Genomic DNA, 20074 nt, shown 5'->3' on the forward strand with positions numbered 1-20074 from the left:
TTCTCAGTCGAAATTTACTCTCTCACGATTGTCACCGTTCCTTCGGGATTCGGGCTTCCTTCGAGCACATAGGAGCCTGCAGGGAAATACAACGAGCCACTGGGCACCGGAGGATCTTTCTGATACTCACCCACGATGTTAAAGATGCCGTTAGGCTTGTGCGCATTACCCTCTCCTTTCCAGAGCAGTTCGATCGTGATGGGTGTCGATGTTGCTTTAAAGACAGCGGTTGGCGAAATCATCAAACGCTTCAGAGGAGCCGTGTTGTAGTCCTGAATATCTCTGAACTCGAGTTGCCCGGCCCGCTCTGAACTTCCGCCCCCGGAAACACTCGCTTTGAGGTGGAATTGCCCCCCGTTACCCTGAGTGCCTGACGATCCGGGTGCCCCCAAGGTATCTCCTTTAGCTTCAATTCCCGAAAAGATGAATTTGTAGGAGTTCGTTAATTGATAGTCGATCTTGAACGGAACCCTGGTCGCAATGCGGGTTCCTGCGGCGACTCCTGGCGCCCCGAGAAGGATATCAGCTTTGGAAAGCTGAGCTGTACCACACAGTGCGAGTCCAACTGTCAAAATCTTGATATTCATGGCAACTATAATCTGAGAATTGAGAGTTTTTCGGAGCATCACCTAGACCATTGAACAAAATTTTATCTCAATTTTGATAAAACACAATGGAATTTATTTAAAATACGAATTATCTGACGCGAAAGAAGGTGTGTCTGATCAAACTCTGCGGAGAATTTGTCAGTCTTTCAGAGTGAAATTTCTCAAAAAAGAGAAATCCGTGTTAAGAAGCTCATTGAATCCATAGGATTCACCTGCCAATATTTTTTAGAGTTTCACAACCGCTCTCAGCAACTCATCCCGTAACTCGGCAACGACTTGACCCTCTTGGAAATGGTTCACCATGAGTGCAAAGCTCCATTCTTTCTCTGAACTGGTTCGGATCAGTCCCGTATAACAACGGATTCCTGACATCGCCCCACCTTTCCAGCGAAGTGTGCCATCCGGACTGGCCAGCAATGACTGACGATAGGCTTCTCCATGAGGCCCTGACACAGTCAGCGACTGCAGCCTCGCCAGATCCATGGGGCGAATGAAATCTGCACGTGCAAGCCCACAACCATCTTCCATGCGCAACCCTTCAAAAACCAGGCCTCGCGCCAGCCAGTGTTCTCTGATCACTTCGTCCGAGGCTTTATTTTGAGAAAGGCCTAACAAACGATATAGACACTCGGTTTCATGATTGTCTGAAGTCGTATGAATGCTGGTGATGATCTCAATCAGAGGAGGTGACTCGTGATCTAACAACACGATCTGAGTCTCTGATGCAGCTTTAGGACTAACCGCTTCAGCTTCACCATCCACAGCAATCCCAGCCTGCTGTAGCAATGCCTTCAAATGATGCGCCGTGAAGCGCACGGGATCAGGGACCGCACCTGTCACGGTGAATTCACGCGTGCTTTGGGGCACCGTCCCGCGCAAGAACATGATCCCCGTGCGTTCCCCGCCATGGATCACAACACCGTCCCCAGACCCTGCCGAAGCCGTGATCACTTCAGAGATCCATTCAAGACCTGGGACTTCGGGCATCACTCCCAGAAACTCCGCCGACGCACCGACCTCTCTCCCCGAGCGAAAACGAGCCGTAAAACGGTTGTGCTCAAGATTCAGCCCGGCCACAGGGCTTCCATAACCATTGCCGATATCTCCCCAATTCCAAAAGTCATCGAAGATGGATCCAGCAAACAAACGGCCATCGCCAAGAATGCGGCCTTGGATTCGGGTCAAGCCTTTACCCTGGAGCTGCTGCACCCAGTTCTCTAAATCCTCCAATGACAACATCGGATCACCTCCACCGACGATGATCAGATCCCCAGCCAATACACCCTCCTCAATCGGGCTAGTTGCCTGCAAGGTCGTTTTGATCCGATAGTCTGGCCCCCACATCTCTAAAGCGGTCGCCGTGGTCACCGTCTTGAGCGTTGAGGCCGGGATGAAGGATATCCCGTCATGGTGACCGAACAACCTTCGGCCTTGATCATCCATCAAGCAAAAGCCAATCGCTGCACTCGCAAGATCAGGACTATGGCTAGCCCGAGAAAGGATCTCTTCCAAGTCCTGGTAAGGACTGGCCACGGATGGCGTGGGATGAGGCTGAGGGCAAAGCCATGGTCTTGAGCCCCAGTAAAGGACTAAGCCGATGACGACCAGCCATAAAAAAACAAAGGCAATTCGTTTCACAACATCACTGTGGCACTCAATCTCGTTCCAGCCATCGCAAGACGACGTCTGGGAAATCCGTGAACAAACCATCCACCTTGGCTTGGTTAAAAAGGAGCTCCATCAGATCGTCTGCGGAGGTGGCAAATTTGGGCAACTCATCCACGCGCAAAGTGTAGGGATGCACTTTCAAACCTGCCGCGTGAGCTTTTGCCACGAGGTCCGTCACCTGGCGGTTGTTATCCACGATGCTGCTGATGGCAGGCCCGATGCCATCCGCCACTTGCTTCAACTCTGCGAGACCTTGTGGAGAACGTAGGTAATCAAAATCGGTGCCATCACTGCCTTTGCCTCCGCCACCCATCAACATGATCAGCCTTCCCTGCCATCCAAGCTCCTGACGAATACGCTTCACTTCCGCATATTCGAAGCATTGTACATAACAGAGATCGTCGCGTGAGTTGTAACCGTATTTCTGCAAGATCGGCAGAACAATCCGGCTGATGTCATGCCCCTCCAGGCGATGCCATGCAGGCTGTTTGATTTCCGGATAGATGCCGACTTTGCGCCCGGTGCTTTGATTCAAACCCTGAATCATCTGGAGTTCCTCCTCCAGGGTAGGAATCTGAAAGTGCGAGCGCCCTAAAGGGAAACGGTTGGGGAAAACCGGTTTCCCCGTCTTGGCATTGAATCGCTCCGTAACACGAAGCTGCTTTAACTCAGCCAAGGTAAAATCGAGGGCGTAGTAACGCCCATCGTCACGAGCACGACCAGGAAACCGAGAAGCCACATCACTGATGGTATCCACATGAATGTCATGGAGGACCACCGGCACATCGTCTTTTGTGAGCACAACGTCCTGCTCGAGATAAGGAGCGCCCATCGCATAAGCCATCGCTTTTGCCTCAAGTGTATGCTCAGGAAGATAGCCACTGGCACCGCGATGCGCGATAACCATCGGTGAAGGTTCGGCGGCCATAAGTGGAAGCGTGAGGAGCAAGGCAAGGAATCTCATGAAGGTAAAGAGCGGCAGGCATCGCAATGCCCCAAAGGCAGAAACATGAAACGTCATGCTGACAGAGTCCTCAGACTGCCGTCAATAGGATTGCAGACTCCGCCCACCATGACCGCTTCCTCTGAACTCCTTCGTTACCATGTTCACCCTACGCCAACAGGCGTGGACTGGTCGAGAGCCGCCTGCCTCAGCCAATTTTCCTTTCCGTGGGAAAGCACCTCACCACCTCAGACTGAATTTCGAGCCTTGTGGGACGATGCATACTTCTATTTTCGCTTTGATTGCGAAGATGCCGATCTGGTTTTGCCGGATGGCCCCACCCTGAAAGAGCGAGTTCTGGGTTCAGATCGTGTGGAGATCTTCTTCACCCCTGAGCTCACTCTCAACCCCTACTACGCCCTCGAAATGAACCCCCGCGGGGAAGCCTTGGCGTATTCTGCACGCTACTACCGCCAGTATGATTGGGAATGGAGCTGCCCGGGGTTAGACCTGACGGCATGCCTTCAGAGTGGCGGCTACCGCGTGGAGGGGAAGTTGCCCATGCATTGGTTACGCGAGAGCGGTGTTCTCAAACGGGAAGCAAATGAATTCTACGCAGGGGTTTATCGGGCTGAGTTTTCCCATCGAGCTGACGGTAGTGTCCACGCGGGTTGGATGCCTTGGGTCAATCCCGGAACGGAAAAACCTGACTTCCACGTGCCGAGTTCGTTTGGCCTCTTCACGCTGTGCTCTTGATGGAAAACAGCACGGCCATCAAGGCTGTCCCTGGCGAACACTCAGTACATTTCTTCCCAATCGGGATTCACTCCAACCCTTGTGTATTGCCATGGAAACCATCGAAAAATCAATCGAAGTGAACTGCCCCGTGCGTTCGGTGTACGACCAATGGACGCAGTTCGAAAGCTTCCCTCTTTTCATGGAGGGGATCAAAGCCGTCCGCCAACTGGATGATCGCCACCTTGAGTGGCACGCCGAAATCGCAGGCCGTGGCAAGGCCTGGGAGGCCGAGATCATTGAGCAGGAGCCAGATCAACGAATCGCGTGGCGCAGCACCAGCGGCACCACCAACAATGGCGTCGTCAGCTTCGAAGCCGTCGATCCTGAACACACACGTGTCACCCTCACCATGAATTACGAACCCGAAGGCACGGCCGAGAAGATCGGGGATGCCCTGGGAGTCGTCTCACTTCGTGTTGCTGGTGATCTTAAACGCTTCAAACAATGCATTGAAAAGCGCACCACCCCGCCCCAAGGCTGGCGAGGCGAAGTCGCAGATGGCCAAGTGAACCCACCTGTGGTCTGATCTTCTCCTTTTTGACCGCCCTCTCATCATGAGCACACAGCCAACACCCGTTGATTTGAAGGAACTGGATTTAGTGATCTTCAACATGACCGAAGCGGATGCCGAAAAGCGGGTCCAGGCAGTCCTTCAACAGATCGGCGGCATTGAGGCCGCACGCATCATTTCCGAGGGAGCCTGGGTCCACTACAATCCGATGCGTGTGTCGAAAGAAACTATTTGCGAAGCGCTGGCTCAAGCCGGATTTCGCACCAGCCTCTTCCAGGATTCTCTCAGCGGCGAAGCCAAAAATGTGTCGCAGCAATAGCGTCCGTCGGCTTCAGAAAAAATCTCTGCCGTAAATGCCCGATTGCTCCTCCACGGGTAACTTGGGCTTGGATTGATGGGGGGAATCCGTGGCTAGCCACAAATTCCCTTCAAATCGAAATGTCTCGGGAGCGGTCCCGCCTCCGATATTGATGTCCGTTGCGACTTGAGATCGCTTGAACCGGATTTTATTGTTCTTGATGCTGACGTTTCGGCACGCAGCAAAGCGTGCCTCTCGGGTCTCCTGGAGAATGCGGAAGATCCACTTCTCAGGAAACAAGATCGTGTTGTCCGTAAACTCCGCCCCATCAACCCCGACGAAAGCCGCGGCGCAGGGACTGCCCTCGATCACATTGTGACGAACAATGATCGACTTCGCTTCATGGAGTGCGCCCTGCGGACGAAAGAATGCCAACCCTGTAGAACCGCCAATGTTCAGAGGGCGCTGCCCAGCATTTTTAAAATGGCATTTTTCCACCACCACTTCCGAGGTGCCACCCTTCAATTGGATACCGGCACTCGCTGAAAAACCGTCTTTGCCTACGAACTGGCATTCCGAGATCACCGACCGATGGCAGCCGACGAAGTCAATGCCCTGCCCACCCCACCCCTGAAGGGTGCAACGATGGATGGTTAGCCCGGTGAGCCCCGAGCATTTGATGCCGTCAAAGTTACCCTGCGGACCAATATCTTGGACATCCAACCCCTCCAATGTGATGCCCGCCACAGGCTGATCGAGCAGGCCCCCATCGTCGAGATTGAACCCGTTATTCGTCTGGCCGCTGACACGTAGATTCCGCACGGTCAGACCTGGACAGCGACTGAACTGCCAGGCGTTACCACCCCCACGAAAATGCGGAGGCTCTTCCGTATTGAGCGCCTCAATGACCAGATTTTCGATGCCCTTCACGTGGTTGCCGCCAGGATAATCCCCAGGCGCGATCTTGAGCACCGTGCCAGATTCCAGACGGGACAGGGCTGCTCTCAGCTCTGCGGGATTCTTCACCACAACCGTTTCCGCGATCGCAATCCCGCCCCCTGCGCTTGCAACCCAAAGTAAGACTTGGAAAAAAGGCCGGATCCAGGGCGAGAACTTCATGGTCTTGATAAAAAGCACTTCGTGAGGCGCTTCCTTCATCCTCGCAAATTTCTCCCGCGAACGGGTGGGAAATTCCAGCTCGCCCTTGAATCCCACCGCATCGCCAGCCATCTCTACGGGCTATGCGTATCCTTTCCGGCCTCCAACCCAGCGGGCGTCTCCACATCGGCAACTATTTCGGCATGATGGAGGCAGCTCTGAAGCTGCAGTACGAAGGCGAGGCATTTTACTTCATCGCGGATTACCACTCGATGACCTCCATCCACGATGGAAAGGCCCTGCGCGGCAACGTGCGCGACTTGGCCATCGATTTCCTGGCTTGTGGTCTGGATCCGGAGAAGTGCGTATTTTTCCGCCAAAGCGATGTGCCCGAGCACACCGAACTCTCCTGGATCCTTAGCACCGTCACCCCTATGGGGCTGCTGGAGCGCTGCCACAGCTACAAGGACAAAGTGGCCAATGGCATCAGTGCCAGCCATGGCCTGTTTGCTTATCCGGTCCTCATGGCGGCGGACATCCTCATCTATGACGCTGATGTGGTGCCAGTAGGTAAGGACCAAAAGCAGCACGTGGAAGTCACGCGGGATATCGCGATCAAAATGAACGAGACCTTCGGTCAAGGCCTGCTGAAGCTCCCCAACCCGCGCATCCGTGAGGAAACAGCGGTCGTGCTCGGCACCGATGGCCGCAAGATGAGCAAAAGCTACGGAAACACCATCCAGCTCTTCGAAGAGCCCGGAAAGCTGAAGAAAGCCATCATGGGCATCCCCACGGACTCCACCCCGGTCGAGTCCCCAAAACCCACCGAGAACAGCAGCATCTTGGCGCTTTATAAACTGGTGGCCTCCGAGGCGGACTACAATGCCATGGTCGCTGATTTCGAAGCCGGCGGTAAAGGCTATGGCGACTTCAAAAAGCGCCTGCTCCAGGGTATCACCGATTACTTTGCTCCCTTCCGCGAGAAGCGCGCGGAACTGGTCGCTAACCCCGAGTATGTAAACAAAGTGCTCGCTGAGGGAGCCGAAAAAGCCCGCGCCGTCGCTCGCAAGACTCTGGGTCGCGTGCGTCAGGCCGTTGGCCTGGGTGACTAATCTTTATCGCGATGAGCAACGGATACGAACTCCTCGACAGCGGCGGTTTTCAAAAACTGGAGCGCTTTGGCCAAGTCGTGCTTTCCCGGCCCTGTGCGCAGGCGGTTTGGAAAACCACACTGTCTCCCGTCGCATGGCAAAAGGCGACAGCCACCTTCTTCCGCGACGGCGGCAATCAGTGGCGGGGACGGGATCGTCTGCCGACCACCTGGGACATTGATGTGGATGGCACTCGCTTCCAGCTCAGCAGCACGGACTTCGGTCACCTGGGCATTTTCCCCGAGCAGCGCGATCAGTGGAAACGCATCCGCGAAGTCTGTGCTGCCTACCGCAAGAAGCACAACCGCGCCCCCCGCGTGCTCAATCTCTTCGCCTACTCCGGCGGCAGCACCCTGGCCGCAGCGCACGGTGGAGCCGAAGTGTGTCATGTGGATGCCTCTAAAGGCATGGTGGATTGGGCCCGCAAAAACGCCAATCTCAACGGACTCGATGACAAACCCATCCGCTGGATTGTGGATGATGTGACCAAGTTTCTGGAGCGTGAGTTGCGGCGCGAACGCTACTACGACCTGATTATCCTCGATCCGCCCAGCTACGGCCGCGGTGCCAAGGGGGAGATCTTCAAGATCGAAAACGACCTGCCGCCCTTGCTCGCTCTCATCGGCAAACTGATCTCGGATCAGCCCCTGGGTGTCCTGCTTTCCTGCCACACTCCTGAGCTCACCCCGATTTCCCTGCACCACTTGTTATTCCAGCAATTCCGCAGCGGCAGCCTGGAGCATGGCGAGATGCAGCTTCGTGGCGCCAGCGATGTTCTTCCCGTGCCCAGCGGCAGTTTTTGCTGGTGGCTGGCCTAACCGTAGCTCGATATTTCGGCACGAGAATCGAGTTCCATCATGCCAGTCCTCACCTCCAGCTACCGGGCTCCACGCTACTTGCGCAGCGGACACGTGCAGACCGTCCTGCCGGTCTTCCTCCCGCGGGCCAAACCGCCTGCCCCGAAGCATCAGCGGCTGGAACTGCCTGACGGAGATTTCGTGGATTTACGCTGGTTTCATGCCGGGCACCGTCGTCTCGCCATCCTTTCTCACGGTCTCGAAGGTTCAGCGGAGGCGGTTTATATTCGCAGCATGACAGCGGCTCTACTCCACGCCGGATGGAATGTGCTGGCTTGGAATTATCGAGGCTGTGGGGGAGTTGAAAACCGCCTACCTCGATCCTATCACAGTGGCGAGTCGAACGACCTCCGAGCGGTCATCGAACACGCTTCGGATGCCTATCCTCAAATCGCGCTGATCGGTTTCAGCTTGGGGGGAAACATCACCTTGAAATGCGTGAGCGAGCAAGCGCCTCACCCACAGATCGTCGCAGCGGTGGCCATCTCCGCTCCGGTGGATCTAGCCTCTAGCGCACGAGTGCTGGATGAACGAACAGACAATCGCATCTACCTGAAACGCTTCTTGAATACCCTTGTCGAGAAGATGGAAACCAAGGCCCGACGATTCCCTGCCGATATCCCAACGCAGGGCATTCGGCTCATTCGCACGATCAAGGAATTCGATGATCGTTTCACCGCACCGCTGCACGGTTTTCTGGATGCCGATGACTACTGGGCCCGGGCGAGCTCCCTGCCCCATCTTTCCCGATTAAGCATTCCTGCCCTTCTGCTGAATGCCCTGAATGACCCCCTGCTGGCCCCACCTTCATTCCCGCAGGATCTGGCGTTCCAAAGCGAGTTTTTGTATCTCGAAGCCCCGGCAGAAGGTGGCCATGTCGGCTTTCTGGATCACCGCTTACGTGGCTGGCATGAAAAGCGTGTGATTGAGTTCATCGATGCTTTGGCCTCATAAGAAAGGCGACGACGGCGAGCCATATGACCACGAACGCACATGCAGCCGCAAAGAGGCTGGCAGGCACAAAAAGAACGCCAATGGACATGCCTTTTTGAACCTTGACTTCAGTGACTTGAAACTTTCCTTCTTCGGCTTCCGAAAGAGGCATAGGTGTGATTTTAAAAGGCCGACTCGTTTCTCCTGGGAAGATCACCTGCGGGCGCCGCTCCTCATTGCCTTCCTCACTGTTGAGCAGGATCAGGCTGACGTTCGCAGCCTTTCCAAAGGCGAGTTTGAAGTTGTCAGAACCTGCAGGCACCTGCCCCTTCGCTGTGGCTAGAAGATGCGTTTCCACCGTGTCCAGTTTAACTGGCTCATTGGTCGCACCATCCATGGCCACAAATTCAGCCTCAGGCAGTGCCAAGGACTGATCACTGAAGATCAGGCCCACATTTGCCTTCAGATACTCCGTCGCCTGTTGATAGGTCGCCTTTTTCTGTTCTTCGCTCTGGTTCAGAAACCAATCGGCCGTGACCGGCGGCAGTGAGGTGGGCTGATCACTCAAAAAAACCCGTGGATCCAGATTGAGCCTCAACACAAAGCTGTGATCCCGAGCGAACTCCGCCTCAATGGTCATGTTCGGCACCACGTGAGCCTGAACCGGTAAGAACAGGCCCAGGAAGCTGAGGACGAAAAGGCAGACGCGCATCACAAGCGGGCAACTTTGATGGTGAAAACTCCCCCGTCAAATCATGCCCGCTGTCTGTCGATATCCTCACTTAAAAGACAAAGTCTTGCCGTTCCTCTGATACTGCAATGAGGTCGCTCCTGCGATGAGAATATCTCCCTGGATCACCGTAATGTCGCGGTTTTTACCCGCTTTGGGCTTGGATGAATTGGCATTCAGCAGATGGACTTGCACACTGACAGGGGAACGGATGGGGATCTCCGACTCGGCTCGCCCGAAGGTGCAGCCATCGAAGACACAATTCTTGGTCATTAGCAAAAAGCTCTCAGGAACCTTGCAACGAACGAAGCGGCAGTTCTCGATTTTCATCCACTCATGGGTCAGCTCCTCGGCGATATCCTCGCGATACTGAACCACGGACAGGTCCACGTCATAGAAGGTGCAGTTCGTCACCTTCACCCCAATATCCACGAGCTTCATGGGGGCGATGAATTGCCCAGTAAACACACACTGATTGAAGGTCCATTTTGAGGAGTGGTAGCGGACAAACCAAGCCCCGCCCTTCCGCAGCACGCAGTCTTGGAAAAGGGAGTTGGTCGCCACCAGCTCACCACCCAGATCGATTTTCAATTGGGTGTCCGCAAAGCGTGTGCCTTGCGCATTCCATTGGCCTTCGTCGATCAGGATATCGGCCTTTTCGATCTCCGTGCCACTTCCGGTGGTCACCTGTGCAGGCTCCAGCTTCTTATCCCCGGGGATGAGTCTCGCCCCCAAGACCACTTTAAATTTGGGCTGATACTTTCCTGGAGCGATGTCCACCTGCCCCCGCCAATCTTTTTCAACATCGAAAGGCGAGGATTGAGCCAGGACAAAAGCTGGAGATGCCATCGTAAGCACCGCGAGCGAAAACATTAAAATATCCTGGATGGATTTAAATAAGATTTTCATGGCGAGGCCATGCTGAGGCATAACCTCACCCTAGGAAAGCGTTTATTTTACCACCGGCTCACCCAGGTGTTTCTTGAAGAATGCTGCGGCAATTTCCACGGTCTCTGCACACCACGGATCACTCATCCAGAAAGGATGCGGAGCGAATTTTAAGGTGTGCACTTCGGTTTCGATGCCCAGGCTTTTCAGCTTCTTCATCATCTCCGCGCGGCCCACTTTCAGAGTGTCCTTTTCACCTTCAATGAAAATGGTCGGAGGCACTCCTGCACGCACGTGGGTGATGGGGGACGCTGCTTTGTAGAGTTCGGGATTCTCATCGCACGTCACCCCAAAGAACAACAGACTGCTCTCGTTTTTCTTGCCTAGATTGGCTGCCACGAGGTCCTGTGTCGCTGCCATGACGATGGCCGCTTTCACAGTGCTGGATTGATCTTTAAAAGGGCCTTGGCCTTCAAATTCGGGCAAGCCGCTGGTCATCGCTGTCAAACCTGAAAGGTGGCCCCCTGCCGATCCCCCCATGCAGCCAATGCGCTCAGGATCAATTTTGAGCTCCTTGGCATGGGCACGCAGGCAACGCAGAGCAGCCTTACAATCGTGAATGGCCGCCGGATATTTTGCCTCTGTGGAAAGGCGATAGCTGACCAAAGCCGTGACAAAACCGCGCTGAGCCAGCCGCTCCATCATCGGCTTATCCGCCTCCACCTGGCGCTTCTGCCAGCCACCACCGTGAATGTCCAGGATGCAGGGCCAGGTTCCCTCCGCCTCCGGCACATACACATAAAGCTCCACGGTATGCTCCGGGTATTTGGCCACCTCCAGGGTCTTCAGAGTGAAACCAGCCGGGGTCTGGGGATTCAGCTTCTTCCACTTAGGGCCTTCATTCGCTGTGGAGGGCTTGGGTTTCGCGGTTGCGGGCTGAGTAGCCTCAGCAGCCTGAGCTGCTGAGGCAGCGAGTGCCAAAGAGAGGGAAAGAGAAAGAAGTAACAGTGGCTTCATGAGGCAATGGAGAACGGAGAACGTCACAGAACTCCGATCCCCATCAGCATTTACCGTCAAAATCAGGGCCTCAAAGGTTTAATCCAGCTTTTAATCCAGCTCTTCTTCCTCTTCATCAAGGTCGTTGAGATAGATTCGGATGCTGCGGTCCTCCAAGGCATCCCGCACATCGGCGATATCTTGAGCGTCAAGCCCCAGCCAAAAAGTCGCCACACCCCGTTGAAGATCAGCGCGGTCTTGATTCACCTTTTGCAGGGCGAAGCCGAAACGGCCATAAAACGGCAGCACATTCTTACCTGCGCGCATCCACAGCTCCAAAGGCCGCTCCTCGGGCTCTAACAAGGCAATGCGCGCTGCCAAAAGTGTGGTGCCGAATCCACGCCGATGATAATCCCGATGCACCATCCCGTTAACCAGGGCTGCACTGTCTGAGTCTCCGATCAATTCCAAGCCGCCACAGGCGACAATATCGCCGTCATACTCGAGAACCAGTATATACGAGGTGCCGACATTCAAAAACTCCTCAAATCTCTCCAATCCCTGGGGATGCAGGAACTCGGGTGAATTGGAGCGATAAATCTCAAGACAGGCCTCCAAGTCTTCGGGGACGTATTCCCGGATGCGGCAGGGCATTAATTTCGGCGCGATGGCCTGGATCAGTTCAGAAGGGGGAAGGGGCTCGCCTTCGACAGCTTCGAAATCGGATTCAAACTCAGAGTAGGACATGCGGACAGCCAGTGCGGGTGAAGTGAGAAACGGTCAAGGCTAAGGACGAAAAAGCCTCTGAAAACAAAAAACCGCCGTCTCAAAGGGTGAGACTGGCGGTTTATTTTGAAAGGGAAAAGAGATTAGCGAGCAGCCACGGCCGTATTACGGGCGGCAATCGTCGCCTGATGTGCGGCACGCAGACCTTCCAGGCCGCGGTAAGTCTTAGCGACTTTAGCACAAAGACCACGGCTGACGAGTCCCTGCAGCTTCTCATAAGAGCGCAGACGCAGCATTTCCTCACCTCCGCTCACAGCGTTCTTCAGCTTCAGATTGTCGTAGACCATTTTGAACAACTGGTTGAACTCCAGTGTTTCCCCTGAGGACAACACATTGACGAGCTCATCGGTGACATGGTCTGGGACGCGGCGGGAGAAACGTGTTTTGCGAATCGGTGTCGTAGCCATAGAGGCCTTCATAATAACATGGTTTTCGAGCTTTGCGACGTATTTATGCGGGGAAATGTGATTTATCCGACGCCCGATTTTCCTTGATAGAATGCGGAATCCAGCGCGTTTTAGCCTTTCTGTCCAGTTTTCCGATCTGCTTTTGATCGCTGTCAAGGTGTGGCGATTTTAAAAAGCTGTTTTTTAGTCCGGATAAATAGAGCTCCGTCCGCCACGGCAGGTGCCGCCGTCATCGCATCAGGAAGGGTGTTTTCGGCCAAGACCTCGAATTTTGGACCTGCGCGCAGCACTCGAGTATCTCCACGGTCATTGCTGAAATAGAGTCGGTCTCCTGCGGCGATCGGGCTAGGCAGGTGTTGACCGGTTAGGCGTTCTTCCCAGACGTCTTCACCACGGATCGGGTTCATGCAGGTCACGATCCCTCCGCGTGTGATCTGGAACAACAGATCCCCGACCAGAACCGAGTTAGCTTCACTCGCATTTCGCTTCTCGCGATCCCAGATCACATGACTCTCGGTGATGTCACCTTTCATCTGACCATCGATGCGCACGCCGAGGGTGTGGGACCGCTCCGAACCTGTATTCAGGATCAATACGTCCTTGCAGACAAGCGGGCGGATGGCCGCGTTGAATCCGCCGTGACGAACCGTCCACAATTCCTTGCCGCTATCCACAGCATAACCAAAAGCAGCGCGAGAGCCGATGGAAACGAGTGTTTCCACACCTGCTAGATTGAAAACACTGGGGGTATGATACGCCTTACGCATATCCCCATCACGCGTGGGATGTCCTTCGGCATCGAGGTCACCGTAATCCGTGGTTCGTGGTGTTTTCCACAGGGTCTCCCCAGTCTTCTTGTTCAGGGCGGTAACGAACTGCTGATCGATGCCATCGAAGGTGAGGATCAGCATGTCCCCATGAAGGATCGGAGATGACCCAGGACCGCGATAGTGGCGCACATTGATATCCCGGCGTTCCCACACCTTTTGACCTGTCGCCGGATCCAGACGCGCGGTGCCATAGGTGCCGAAATGCACATAGAGAGCGTCTGCTTCCAAGACGGGTGAAGGTGCCGCATAATTGTTGAGCGGGTTCCCTAACTCTTCGGGTGCTGCATTTTCAAAGACCAACAGATGATGGATCACCTTTCCCGTGTGGCGATCAATCCCATAAACATACTGCTTGGTCCCATCCGTCTTAGCTGACGTGAACCAGATCATGTCGCCACCGATGACGGGACTGCTGTGACCTTCATCTTCGAGGTCGGTTTTCCAGGCAATATTCTCGCCGGTTTCAGCATTCCATTTTAATGGCAACCGGGCAGCCTCATCGGCAGGCACGATACCATCAAAGGTGGGACCGTTCTTGTCAGGCCAAAACACCGGCGTGGTGGCAGGCTGCGCCAGAGCGGCAGAAACAGTGAAAAGGGACAGCAGGGCGGCGCGGAAGGTCATGCGAAAGATAAAAATTAACGACAAATGGCGGTCGATCCGAGACAAAAAGAAGTCACGGTGCCACCGCCGTGCTTCTTTCCTGCGGAATGTCTTCTCTCCGTGGAAATGACGTGTTCGGCGTCAGACCACGCCAAAGGCAGTCACTTCGTTTTTATTGGCGCATAACCGCATGAGACGAAAATCGCTGCAGAGGGGTGCCGCTTGTTCTTTGAGCTGATCCAGCAACGCATATTCCTCTGTGCCTTTGAACTTGATGGTCACGATGAACTGACTCATCTGCCCTTCACGCAGCCATTCCAGCAGGAGGTCGATGCTGCGTTGTGGAGCGGCGATGATATCGCAGATCAGCCAGTCCACAGGTTGAGGGGGGCGGAACTTGAAGGCATCGGCCTGCTGAAAAGTGAGCCTTGGATTGCGCATCAAATCTTCTCGCAGCGGGCTGCGATCAATCGCCGTCACATAAGCACCACGCTGAATGGCCACATAGCTCCAACTCCCCGGCGAAGCACCCAAATCCACACAGGTTTGGCCTTTCTGAATGTGACGCCCGAGCCGGAGTTCCGCCTCAATCACCTTGGCAAAAGCCCGACTCGGAGCAGCCTTGTCTTCGGCATGCGCGATGACACCCCCTGGAAACGTCGAGATCAAAGCACGTCGATCAAAAGGCTGTGGGGCCACAGCCACGGAAAGGAAGCCCGCATCAGGCCCCGTGAGCATGGCCTGGACCAGAGAAGTTTGCGACGTCCAGGCCGTACTCCCCTCTTCGAAGCCCTTCAAAAGAGCGCGTCGCTTTTTTTTCAGCCGCTCCATCAGAGCCGCTCGAATCAACTCGCAGCGATGCCAGCCTGCACGCCCTTCCCCATACACCGGCCAGAGATGCAAGCGCCAAGGGCCAGCATCCGACACCACACCGGCGATCCGACCAATGATCTGATCCGCCCAACCATTGATCGAGGCACCCGTCACAGAGATGGCATTGGGAAGCGTTTGCCACGCGAACGCCAGCAGCGAGTGCTCAGGCAAGCTATCCGCCTGAACTAACGGAGCATAGTCTGCGGCGGGAAGAACTGATGGTGTCAAGACACCCGATCTGGCCAGCTCTTCCACCAGGAAAGGGGCCATGTCTGCGGCAGGCAGGAAAAGATGCATCACAGGAAAAGGCTGCGCAGCGGCTCGAGCTCGGGAGCTTCCTCGCACACGGAAGCGAGATTTTTCAGCCCAGCGGGGATGTGCTGCTCGAATTGCGTTTTACCCTGGTTACGACTCAGGTTCCCATAAGCCCCGAGCGCCTGCATCAAGCGTTGCGCGGCGCACTGGAAAAAGACCTTGCGTAACTCCGACAAGGGGATGCCTCTCAATTCAGCATAATACTGGAGCAACTCACCCCGCTCACTGCGGCTGATCGTCACATACGGATCATAAAGCAGGGAGGCCAAATCATACTCGGCCAAACCGGCTCGAAGGCCCTGGTAATCCACCAGCCATGCCGTGCCCTCTCGCAGCAGCACGTTTTGGCTCTGAAAATCTCGATGCACGAGACAGCGCGGGCGGCGAGCCAGACGCTGACGAAGTTCCAGCAAGGTCTGGCGCGCTTCGGTCTGCTCGGTGGCCTCGGAGTTCCGACGCAGAACCCCGCGCACGAAGTGCTCGATAAAGTAGCTCTGCTCCCATTCGTAAAGAGCCTCATCGAACTCAGGCTCCAGAGCGCTCAGCTCCGCCGAGGTTAGGGAAGCAGCTTTCACGCTATGCAACTTGGCTGCCTCCCTCAAGGTCGCCTCATAAAGAGGGCGACGACTAGCCCAGGGCTCTTCTCGATGAGCATGGAGATCATCCCGCCCCAAATCCTCCAACCACACGCAGAGACGCTGCTCATCAAAAGCATAAATGGCCGGGACATTTACGCCTAGAGCTGCCAAGCGGCGAGTCGCTGGAACAAATTTAGGATTGTCACGCCGTGCCATCGTATAGACCATGAGGATCATATCTGGATGAGCTTGGCCTTCCCAAATGAATCGATAGAAGTGCCGGTCAGACCCACCTTTCAGGATGGGCTCGACCCGACATGGCACATCCTCCAACGCAGGAAATTGCTGGCGAGTCAGGATGAGCAGGGCCTCGTGTTCGGGTGGCATGGAAGCCGAGATTTAACCGCACCACGGCCCAAGCTGCAACCTCTTGCTGGAGAGCACCAAAGGTTCATTCTTGAGCACAACCGCATGTTTGGCATCCCGTGAATCCCCTTTATATTCCCCCTCATGAAGCCTGTCTTTGAGAAAGTCCCACGTCGTGACTGGGAGTCGTTCCATTGTGAATTGGTGCATGGACCCGACTACGGCACGCGCTGGCACTTTCACCCGGAATTCCAGATCACCCTCGCCATTCGAAGCCGTGGGCACCGCGTTGTCGGGGATAACATTGCCCCCATCAGCGATGGCGATCTCGTCCTTGTCGGGTCAAATCTGCCCCACGTCTGGCACCAGGAGGAAAACGCCGGTATCGTCGATGCCATCATCATCCGTTTCGATGAAAACTTCCTGGGCAAGGACTTCATGGCCATGCCCGAGTTGGAGTCTGTGCGGCGTTTGTTACGCCGAGCCAGTCGTGGTCTGGAAGTGCGCGGCCCCGTGCGCAAAGAGATCTCCCTGCGTCTGCGCCATCTCGCTGAAAATGACGGCCTCACCCGAGTGGTCGATCTGCTGGCCATCCTCGACTCCATGTCACGTGCGAAGGATCTGAAGCCTCTAGCCAGTGCGGCCTATGAGCCCACGCTGCATGCCACAGATCAGGGCCGCATGGAGCGTGTCTGCGATTACATCCACCAGCATCTGACCGAGGATATTGACCGCGCTCAGCTCGCCCGTCTGGCCCATTTGAGCGAAGGGGCCTTCAGTCGCTTCTTCCGTTCCCGCACTGGGAAAACCGTGCCGGAGTACATCAATGAAGTTCGAATTGGCCGCGCTTGCCGCATGATTGCGGAGGATCAGAATAATATCACTGATATCGCGTTGGATTGCGGTTATCGAAACCTCGCCAACTTCAATCGCCGTTTCCGTGAAGTCGTCGGCAGCACACCGCGTGAATATCGCAGCCAGATGCGGGTCCTAGGCGGTAAGCCCGGCTGAGGCCGGAAGCTTCACCTCACTGGAGCACCAAGACGAAAATCAGCTTCCCCTCCCGCCACGTGGGTCCGGCGATGAAGAGGGGACTGTTGGCTTTCAGAACGGCATCGGTTTTCACGAGTACCTGCTGATCTCGCCAAAACTGGAGGTGTAAATTGACCCCTCCCCCCACGGCGGGACCTTTCGAGTCCACTTTCAAAAAGAGATCCTTCGAGGGCACCACCCAAGATTCATATTCCCGAAAAACATCTTGGAGATGCTGACCCAGAATTTGATAGTGCTTGTAGGGGAAGACTTTGCCGAGACGCTCCGGCAGGTTTTTCAGGCTGGCCGGAGGGGCCTCGTTAGTGCCTCCTTGAGGGGCCGTATCTGAAGCGTAAATCAAGGCACCCCAAACCTGTCCCTCGGTGGCCGGTTTGGTCACGGGTAACTGCTGAACCGTAGGCGGCACTTCTCCTGCCCCCAGAGCGGTCAGGGTCCACAGGGTGAAGCAAGCAGCGATGGGAGCGAGTAACTTCATCATCGAGTCATGGCTGCGGCCAGAAGACGAGGCTGATTGCGCGAATCGGTCGAGACGACCAACACCTCGCCACCGCTACCATACAGGGTCGTGGCTGCCATCTCCGTATTCATCTCACTGCGATCAATGTGATAGCCGACAATCTTCCTATCTGCAGGGATCGCTTCCAAGCCATCCAAGACCAGGACCGTCGCCTGAGCTTCCGCCGACTGGTAGGAACTGACTTGGACCTTACCATTGGGAGCATAGGAGCTTAGCACCAAGCTGTTCCCGACTTCACTCGGCTGTCTCACAATCATCACACCCGCCGTCACCACGGCCACCGCGACAGCGGCTGCCGTGACAAAGCTCGGCAAGCGGAACCAATCCAGCCAGCTCGCCCTCTCTCCCGTCAAGACCGATGAAGACCCCACGGTTTCTTGGGTTAAGCGCACCTGAATCTGTGAATTGAAAAAATCACCATAGGGAACCGGCATCTCGGCAGGGAGTGCGGAGCGGACATCCGCACACATGCGCTGCATGAATTCAGCCTCCGCCTTGAGAGCGGAGTCAGTCTCCAGCCGAGCGGTGAAGCGCTCCAATTCTGTAGCGCTCATCTCTCCATCCAGCCAGCGGATCAGGTCATGGTCTTCAGGTGGCGTTTTCATAGGTGTCTTTCAGCAGTTCCTGGAGTTTCTTTCGGGCGTAAAAAAGACGACTCATCACCGTGCCCAGGGAGCACGGAATCGTGGCGGCGATTTCTTCATATTGAAGGCCTTCCACCTCACGCAAAACGATGACTTGTCGATGCTCCGGGCTGAGCTGGGCAATCGCAGCGTGGATGCGCTGCCCCAGTTCGGCATTTTTCAGCGCTGTGTCCGGAGCATCATCGCCATGAGGCACCGTTTCAGCCCCGGCCGCCGCCTTGTGCTCCGTGCGGGAATCGTCAAACTCGCCATCGCCTTGGATCTTTTTCTTCCGCAGGTAGTCGTAAGTGACATTGTGGGCGATGCGGTAGAGCCAGGTGTAAAAGCTCGAATCCAGCTTAAACCGAGGCAACGCGCGCCAAGCCTTGATGAAGGCCTCCTGCGCGAGGTCCCAAGCCTCGGTTTCATTCTGGATCATGTGGTAAGTCATGGCGTAGATCCTCCCACGATAACGGCTCACGAGCGCATCGAATGCGCGCGTGTCGCCCGCCTGGCAGCGCTTGACCAGGTCAGAGTCCGGGACTTCGCCAGAATCAGGCGCAGTTGAGGCGGGCATGTTTTAGGGATGGCAAAGGCTGAGACGGGCGCCAGGGACGCGTTATTCAGATGAATATTCACCTTTATCCGCGCCGGAGTCAAAGAGATGCGTGAGCGATAGCGCTCTTCCCCTTCTGAGCGTTAGCTCATGACCTCGAAAATCGCCTCCACCTCCACGGCGGCCCCGGTTGGGAGTTGGGCGAAACCGAGGGCGCTGCGGGCATGGTAACCATTTCCATCCTTGCCGAAGATGACGTGCAGCAGATCTGAAGCCCCGTTGATGACGAGGTGCTGGTCCGTAAACTCCAGGGTCGAATTCACACAACCCAGCACTTTGATCACTCGCAAGCCGTCCAGGGTTCCATGGGTGTTCCACACCGAATTCAGGATTTTCTCCACGCAATTGCGGGCGGCCTTATAACCTTCTTCCACGCTCAGATCCGCCCCCAATTTGCCTTTCAAATCACTCACATGCCCTGAGGTAATGAGTTGATTGCCGGAACGAATGCACAGGTTCAGATAACCTGGGGCATACGGTGCAAAGATGACTCCTTGGGCTTCAGCGTTTTTCTGGTAGGACATGGTCGTGGTGAGTTGGCGGTCAGATGAGGCAGGGTTGGGAGTCGGTCAAGAAGTCAAGACTGGGCCGTTAAGAAAGGGTCGAGAGAGGTGATTTTGGTATGCGGAGGCCGAGAAGAATCAGCCGCGTTAAAATGGAGAAATGAGAATCCCGATCATGTGTCGAGTCACCCCAGAGGGGTGGCAGAAATTAGCCGGGGGCGGCGTGAGCGAAGCGAACAAAAAAACCCGGCTCGAAAAAGAACGAGTTCGTTCAGGGCTGCGCGCCGGAGGTGCGCGAGACATCCACAATCAACCCATGATGACCGTTTTACCCCTTCATCGATGGAAGAGCCCAGGGATACTTCTCGCGCACCTCCGGTGCGCGGTATTGACCTGAGGCATTGTCTGCATGCATCCCCGGGTTCTCGCTCACTCCGTTCGCTTCACCCGGGGCGAACCTCTCGCCTCCTTCCAGGAGGCAGCGCAATGCAGGCTAAAGCGACCTGCGGCGAAGCTTGAAAGAAA

The 20074-nt window shown here is 55.5% G+C and carries 23 protein-coding genes; 7 read left to right on the forward strand and 16 right to left on the reverse strand.

Annotated features, from left to right (window positions below):
* Positions 1-14: 14 nt before the first annotated feature.
* The 3 genes from B5D61_RS04545 to glpQ form a co-directional block, all read right to left on the reverse strand.
* On the reverse strand, positions 15-587 hold the full coding sequence (locus tag B5D61_RS04545) for a hypothetical protein (RefSeq protein ID WP_139373061.1): 573 nt from the start codon (positions 585-587) through the stop codon (positions 15-17).
* Between the two features lie 246 nt (positions 588-833).
* Positions 834-2141, reverse strand: a complete 1308-nt coding sequence (gene dacB, locus B5D61_RS04550; RefSeq protein ID WP_176159222.1) for a D-alanyl-D-alanine carboxypeptidase/D-alanyl-D-alanine endopeptidase — start codon at positions 2139-2141, stop codon at positions 834-836.
* Positions 2142-2262: 121 nt separating this feature from the next.
* Positions 2263-3204 carry a glycerophosphodiester phosphodiesterase gene (glpQ, locus tag B5D61_RS04555; RefSeq protein WP_217698908.1) on the reverse strand — a complete coding sequence of 314 codons (942 nt, stop codon included), beginning with the start codon at positions 3202-3204 and terminating at the stop codon, positions 2263-2265.
* Positions 3205-3348: 144 nt separating this feature from the next.
* On the opposite strand from glpQ, the gene B5D61_RS04560 reads away from it, so the two are divergent.
* From B5D61_RS04560 to B5D61_RS04570, 3 genes are all read left to right on the forward strand, one after another.
* Positions 3349-3975, forward strand: coding sequence for a carbohydrate-binding family 9-like protein (locus B5D61_RS04560; RefSeq protein WP_176159223.1), 627 nt, complete (start codon positions 3349-3351; stop codon positions 3973-3975).
* A gap of 91 nt (positions 3976-4066) precedes the next feature.
* On the forward strand, positions 4067-4543 hold the full coding sequence (locus B5D61_RS04565) for an SRPBCC family protein (protein WP_078812112.1): 477 nt from the start codon (positions 4067-4069) through the stop codon (positions 4541-4543).
* A gap of 28 nt (positions 4544-4571) precedes the next feature.
* Positions 4572-4847 carry a heavy metal-associated domain-containing protein gene (locus B5D61_RS04570; protein ID WP_078812113.1) on the forward strand — a complete coding sequence of 92 codons (276 nt, stop codon included), beginning with the start codon at positions 4572-4574 and terminating at the stop codon, positions 4845-4847.
* A gap of 12 nt (positions 4848-4859) precedes the next feature.
* Here the strand turns inward: B5D61_RS04570 and B5D61_RS04575 are convergent, their stop codons facing one another.
* A complete protein-coding gene (locus tag B5D61_RS04575; RefSeq protein WP_176159224.1) occupies positions 4860-5945 on the reverse strand; it encodes a right-handed parallel beta-helix repeat-containing protein in 1086 nt (361 codons plus the stop codon).
* A gap of 122 nt (positions 5946-6067) precedes the next feature.
* On the opposite strand from B5D61_RS04575, the gene trpS reads away from it, so the two are divergent.
* From trpS to B5D61_RS04590, 3 genes are read left to right on the forward strand one after another with little or no spacing between them, the layout of a single operon-like run.
* The gene (gene trpS, locus B5D61_RS04580) at positions 6068-7036 is read left to right on the forward strand and encodes a tryptophan--tRNA ligase (RefSeq protein ID WP_078812115.1); all 969 of its coding nucleotides are present in this window, start codon (positions 6068-6070) and stop codon (positions 7034-7036) included.
* Between the two features lie 11 nt (positions 7037-7047).
* Positions 7048-7893, forward strand: a complete 846-nt coding sequence (locus B5D61_RS04585) for a class I SAM-dependent methyltransferase (RefSeq protein WP_078812116.1) — start codon at positions 7048-7050, stop codon at positions 7891-7893.
* 39 nt (positions 7894-7932) lie between these two features.
* Positions 7933-8886: a YheT family hydrolase gene (locus B5D61_RS04590; protein ID WP_078812117.1), complete on the forward strand. Its 954-nt coding sequence runs from the start codon at positions 7933-7935 to the stop codon at positions 8884-8886.
* Here the strand turns inward: B5D61_RS04590 and B5D61_RS04595 are convergent.
* The 8 genes from B5D61_RS04595 to B5D61_RS04630 form a co-directional block, all read right to left on the reverse strand.
* Positions 8864-9577, reverse strand: coding sequence for a hypothetical protein (locus tag B5D61_RS04595; RefSeq protein ID WP_078812118.1), 714 nt, complete (start codon positions 9575-9577; stop codon positions 8864-8866). The two genes, B5D61_RS04590 and B5D61_RS04595, sit on opposite strands and share 23 nt — an antisense overlap.
* A gap of 66 nt (positions 9578-9643) precedes the next feature.
* Entirely contained in the window at positions 9644-10504 is an 861-nt protein-coding gene (locus B5D61_RS04600; RefSeq protein ID WP_139373063.1) for a hypothetical protein, read from the reverse strand.
* 42 nt (positions 10505-10546) lie between these two features.
* Positions 10547-11500: an alpha/beta hydrolase gene (locus tag B5D61_RS04605; RefSeq protein WP_078812120.1), complete on the reverse strand. Its 954-nt coding sequence runs from the start codon at positions 11498-11500 to the stop codon at positions 10547-10549.
* Positions 11501-11590: 90 nt separating this feature from the next.
* Entirely contained in the window at positions 11591-12226 is a 636-nt protein-coding gene (locus B5D61_RS04610; protein ID WP_078812121.1) for a GNAT family N-acetyltransferase, read from the reverse strand.
* Between the two features lie 122 nt (positions 12227-12348).
* Positions 12349-12672 (reverse strand): hypothetical protein, encoded by a 324-nt coding sequence (locus tag B5D61_RS26770; RefSeq protein ID WP_245846460.1) that lies wholly within the window; start codon positions 12670-12672, stop codon positions 12349-12351.
* A 152-nt stretch (positions 12673-12824) separates the two neighbouring features.
* Positions 12825-14126 carry an outer membrane protein assembly factor BamB family protein gene (locus B5D61_RS04620; RefSeq protein ID WP_078812122.1) on the reverse strand — a complete coding sequence of 434 codons (1302 nt, stop codon included), beginning with the start codon at positions 14124-14126 and terminating at the stop codon, positions 12825-12827.
* A gap of 120 nt (positions 14127-14246) precedes the next feature.
* A complete protein-coding gene (locus tag B5D61_RS04625) occupies positions 14247-15275 on the reverse strand; it encodes an SAM-dependent methyltransferase (RefSeq protein ID WP_078812123.1) in 1029 nt (342 codons plus the stop codon).
* Positions 15275-16258, reverse strand: a complete 984-nt coding sequence (locus B5D61_RS04630; protein ID WP_078812124.1) for an aminoglycoside phosphotransferase family protein — start codon at positions 16256-16258, stop codon at positions 15275-15277. The genes B5D61_RS04625 and B5D61_RS04630 overlap by 1 nt, the downstream gene beginning before the upstream one ends.
* A 123-nt stretch (positions 16259-16381) precedes the next feature.
* Between B5D61_RS04630 and B5D61_RS04635 the strand changes: the two genes are divergently transcribed.
* Positions 16382-17248 carry a helix-turn-helix domain-containing protein gene (locus tag B5D61_RS04635; RefSeq protein ID WP_078812125.1) on the forward strand — a complete coding sequence of 289 codons (867 nt, stop codon included), beginning with the start codon at positions 16382-16384 and terminating at the stop codon, positions 17246-17248.
* A 16-nt stretch (positions 17249-17264) separates the two neighbouring features.
* Here the strand turns inward: B5D61_RS04635 and B5D61_RS04640 are convergent, their stop codons facing one another.
* The 4 genes from B5D61_RS04640 to B5D61_RS04655 form a co-directional block, all read right to left on the reverse strand.
* On the reverse strand, positions 17265-17768 hold the full coding sequence (locus tag B5D61_RS04640) for a hypothetical protein (RefSeq protein ID WP_078812126.1): 504 nt from the start codon (positions 17766-17768) through the stop codon (positions 17265-17267).
* On the reverse strand, positions 17765-18412 hold the full coding sequence (locus B5D61_RS04645) for an anti-sigma factor family protein (RefSeq protein ID WP_078812127.1): 648 nt from the start codon (positions 18410-18412) through the stop codon (positions 17765-17767). The genes B5D61_RS04640 and B5D61_RS04645 overlap by 4 nt, the downstream gene beginning before the upstream one ends.
* Positions 18396-19007, reverse strand: a complete 612-nt coding sequence (locus B5D61_RS04650; RefSeq protein WP_078812128.1) for a sigma-70 family RNA polymerase sigma factor — start codon at positions 19005-19007, stop codon at positions 18396-18398. The genes B5D61_RS04645 and B5D61_RS04650 overlap by 17 nt, the downstream gene beginning before the upstream one ends.
* Before the next feature lie 122 nt (positions 19008-19129).
* On the reverse strand, positions 19130-19570 hold the full coding sequence (locus tag B5D61_RS04655; RefSeq protein ID WP_078812129.1) for a RidA family protein: 441 nt from the start codon (positions 19568-19570) through the stop codon (positions 19130-19132).
* Positions 19571-20074: the final 504 nt, after the last annotated feature.

Origin of the sequence: Prosthecobacter debontii, from assembly GCF_900167535.1 — a bacterium.
Lineage (GTDB): Bacteria > Verrucomicrobiota > Verrucomicrobiia > Verrucomicrobiales > Verrucomicrobiaceae > Prosthecobacter > Prosthecobacter debontii.

What these genes read in the sequence shown, in the direction of transcription:
- B5D61_RS04545 (WP_139373061.1), bottom strand. Translation starts at nt 587, where the DNA reads ATGAATATCAAGATTTTGACAGTTGGACTCGCACTGTGTGGTACAGCT.
- glpQ (WP_217698908.1), bottom strand. Translation starts at nt 3,204, where the DNA reads ATGGCCGCCGAACCTTCACCGATGGTTATCGCGCATCGCGGTGCCAGT.
- B5D61_RS04560 (WP_176159223.1), top strand. Translation starts at nt 3,349, where the DNA reads ATGACCGCTTCCTCTGAACTCCTTCGTTACCATGTTCACCCTACGCCA.
- B5D61_RS04565 (WP_078812112.1), top strand. Translation starts at nt 4,067, where the DNA reads ATGGAAACCATCGAAAAATCAATCGAAGTGAACTGCCCCGTGCGTTCG.
- B5D61_RS04570 (WP_078812113.1), top strand. Translation starts at nt 4,572, where the DNA reads ATGAGCACACAGCCAACACCCGTTGATTTGAAGGAACTGGATTTAGTG.
- B5D61_RS04575 (WP_176159224.1), bottom strand. Translation starts at nt 5,945, where the DNA reads ATGAAGTTCTCGCCCTGGATCCGGCCTTTTTTCCAAGTCTTACTTTGG.
- trpS (WP_078812115.1), top strand. Translation starts at nt 6,068, where the DNA reads ATGCGTATCCTTTCCGGCCTCCAACCCAGCGGGCGTCTCCACATCGGC.
- B5D61_RS04585 (WP_078812116.1), top strand. Translation starts at nt 7,048, where the DNA reads ATGAGCAACGGATACGAACTCCTCGACAGCGGCGGTTTTCAAAAACTG.
- B5D61_RS04590 (WP_078812117.1), top strand. Translation starts at nt 7,933, where the DNA reads ATGCCAGTCCTCACCTCCAGCTACCGGGCTCCACGCTACTTGCGCAGC.
- B5D61_RS04595 (WP_078812118.1), bottom strand. Translation starts at nt 9,577, where the DNA reads ATGCGCGTCTGCCTTTTCGTCCTCAGCTTCCTGGGCCTGTTCTTACCG.
- B5D61_RS04600 (WP_139373063.1), bottom strand. Translation starts at nt 10,504, where the DNA reads ATGAAAATCTTATTTAAATCCATCCAGGATATTTTAATGTTTTCGCTC.
- B5D61_RS04605 (WP_078812120.1), bottom strand. Translation starts at nt 11,500, where the DNA reads ATGAAGCCACTGTTACTTCTTTCTCTTTCCCTCTCTTTGGCACTCGCT.
- B5D61_RS04610 (WP_078812121.1), bottom strand. Translation starts at nt 12,226, where the DNA reads ATGTCCTACTCTGAGTTTGAATCCGATTTCGAAGCTGTCGAAGGCGAG.
- B5D61_RS26770 (WP_245846460.1), bottom strand. Translation starts at nt 12,672, where the DNA reads ATGGCTACGACACCGATTCGCAAAACACGTTTCTCCCGCCGCGTCCCA.
- B5D61_RS04620 (WP_078812122.1), bottom strand. Translation starts at nt 14,126, where the DNA reads ATGACCTTCCGCGCCGCCCTGCTGTCCCTTTTCACTGTTTCTGCCGCT.
- B5D61_RS04625 (WP_078812123.1), bottom strand. Translation starts at nt 15,275, where the DNA reads ATGCATCTTTTCCTGCCTGCCGCAGACATGGCCCCTTTCCTGGTGGAA.
- B5D61_RS04630 (WP_078812124.1), bottom strand. Translation starts at nt 16,258, where the DNA reads ATGCCACCCGAACACGAGGCCCTGCTCATCCTGACTCGCCAGCAATTT.
- B5D61_RS04635 (WP_078812125.1), top strand. Translation starts at nt 16,382, where the DNA reads ATGAAGCCTGTCTTTGAGAAAGTCCCACGTCGTGACTGGGAGTCGTTC.
- B5D61_RS04640 (WP_078812126.1), bottom strand. Translation starts at nt 17,768, where the DNA reads ATGATGAAGTTACTCGCTCCCATCGCTGCTTGCTTCACCCTGTGGACC.
- B5D61_RS04645 (WP_078812127.1), bottom strand. Translation starts at nt 18,412, where the DNA reads ATGAAAACGCCACCTGAAGACCATGACCTGATCCGCTGGCTGGATGGA.
- B5D61_RS04650 (WP_078812128.1), bottom strand. Translation starts at nt 19,007, where the DNA reads ATGCCCGCCTCAACTGCGCCTGATTCTGGCGAAGTCCCGGACTCTGAC.
- B5D61_RS04655 (WP_078812129.1), bottom strand. Translation starts at nt 19,570, where the DNA reads ATGTCCTACCAGAAAAACGCTGAAGCCCAAGGAGTCATCTTTGCACCG.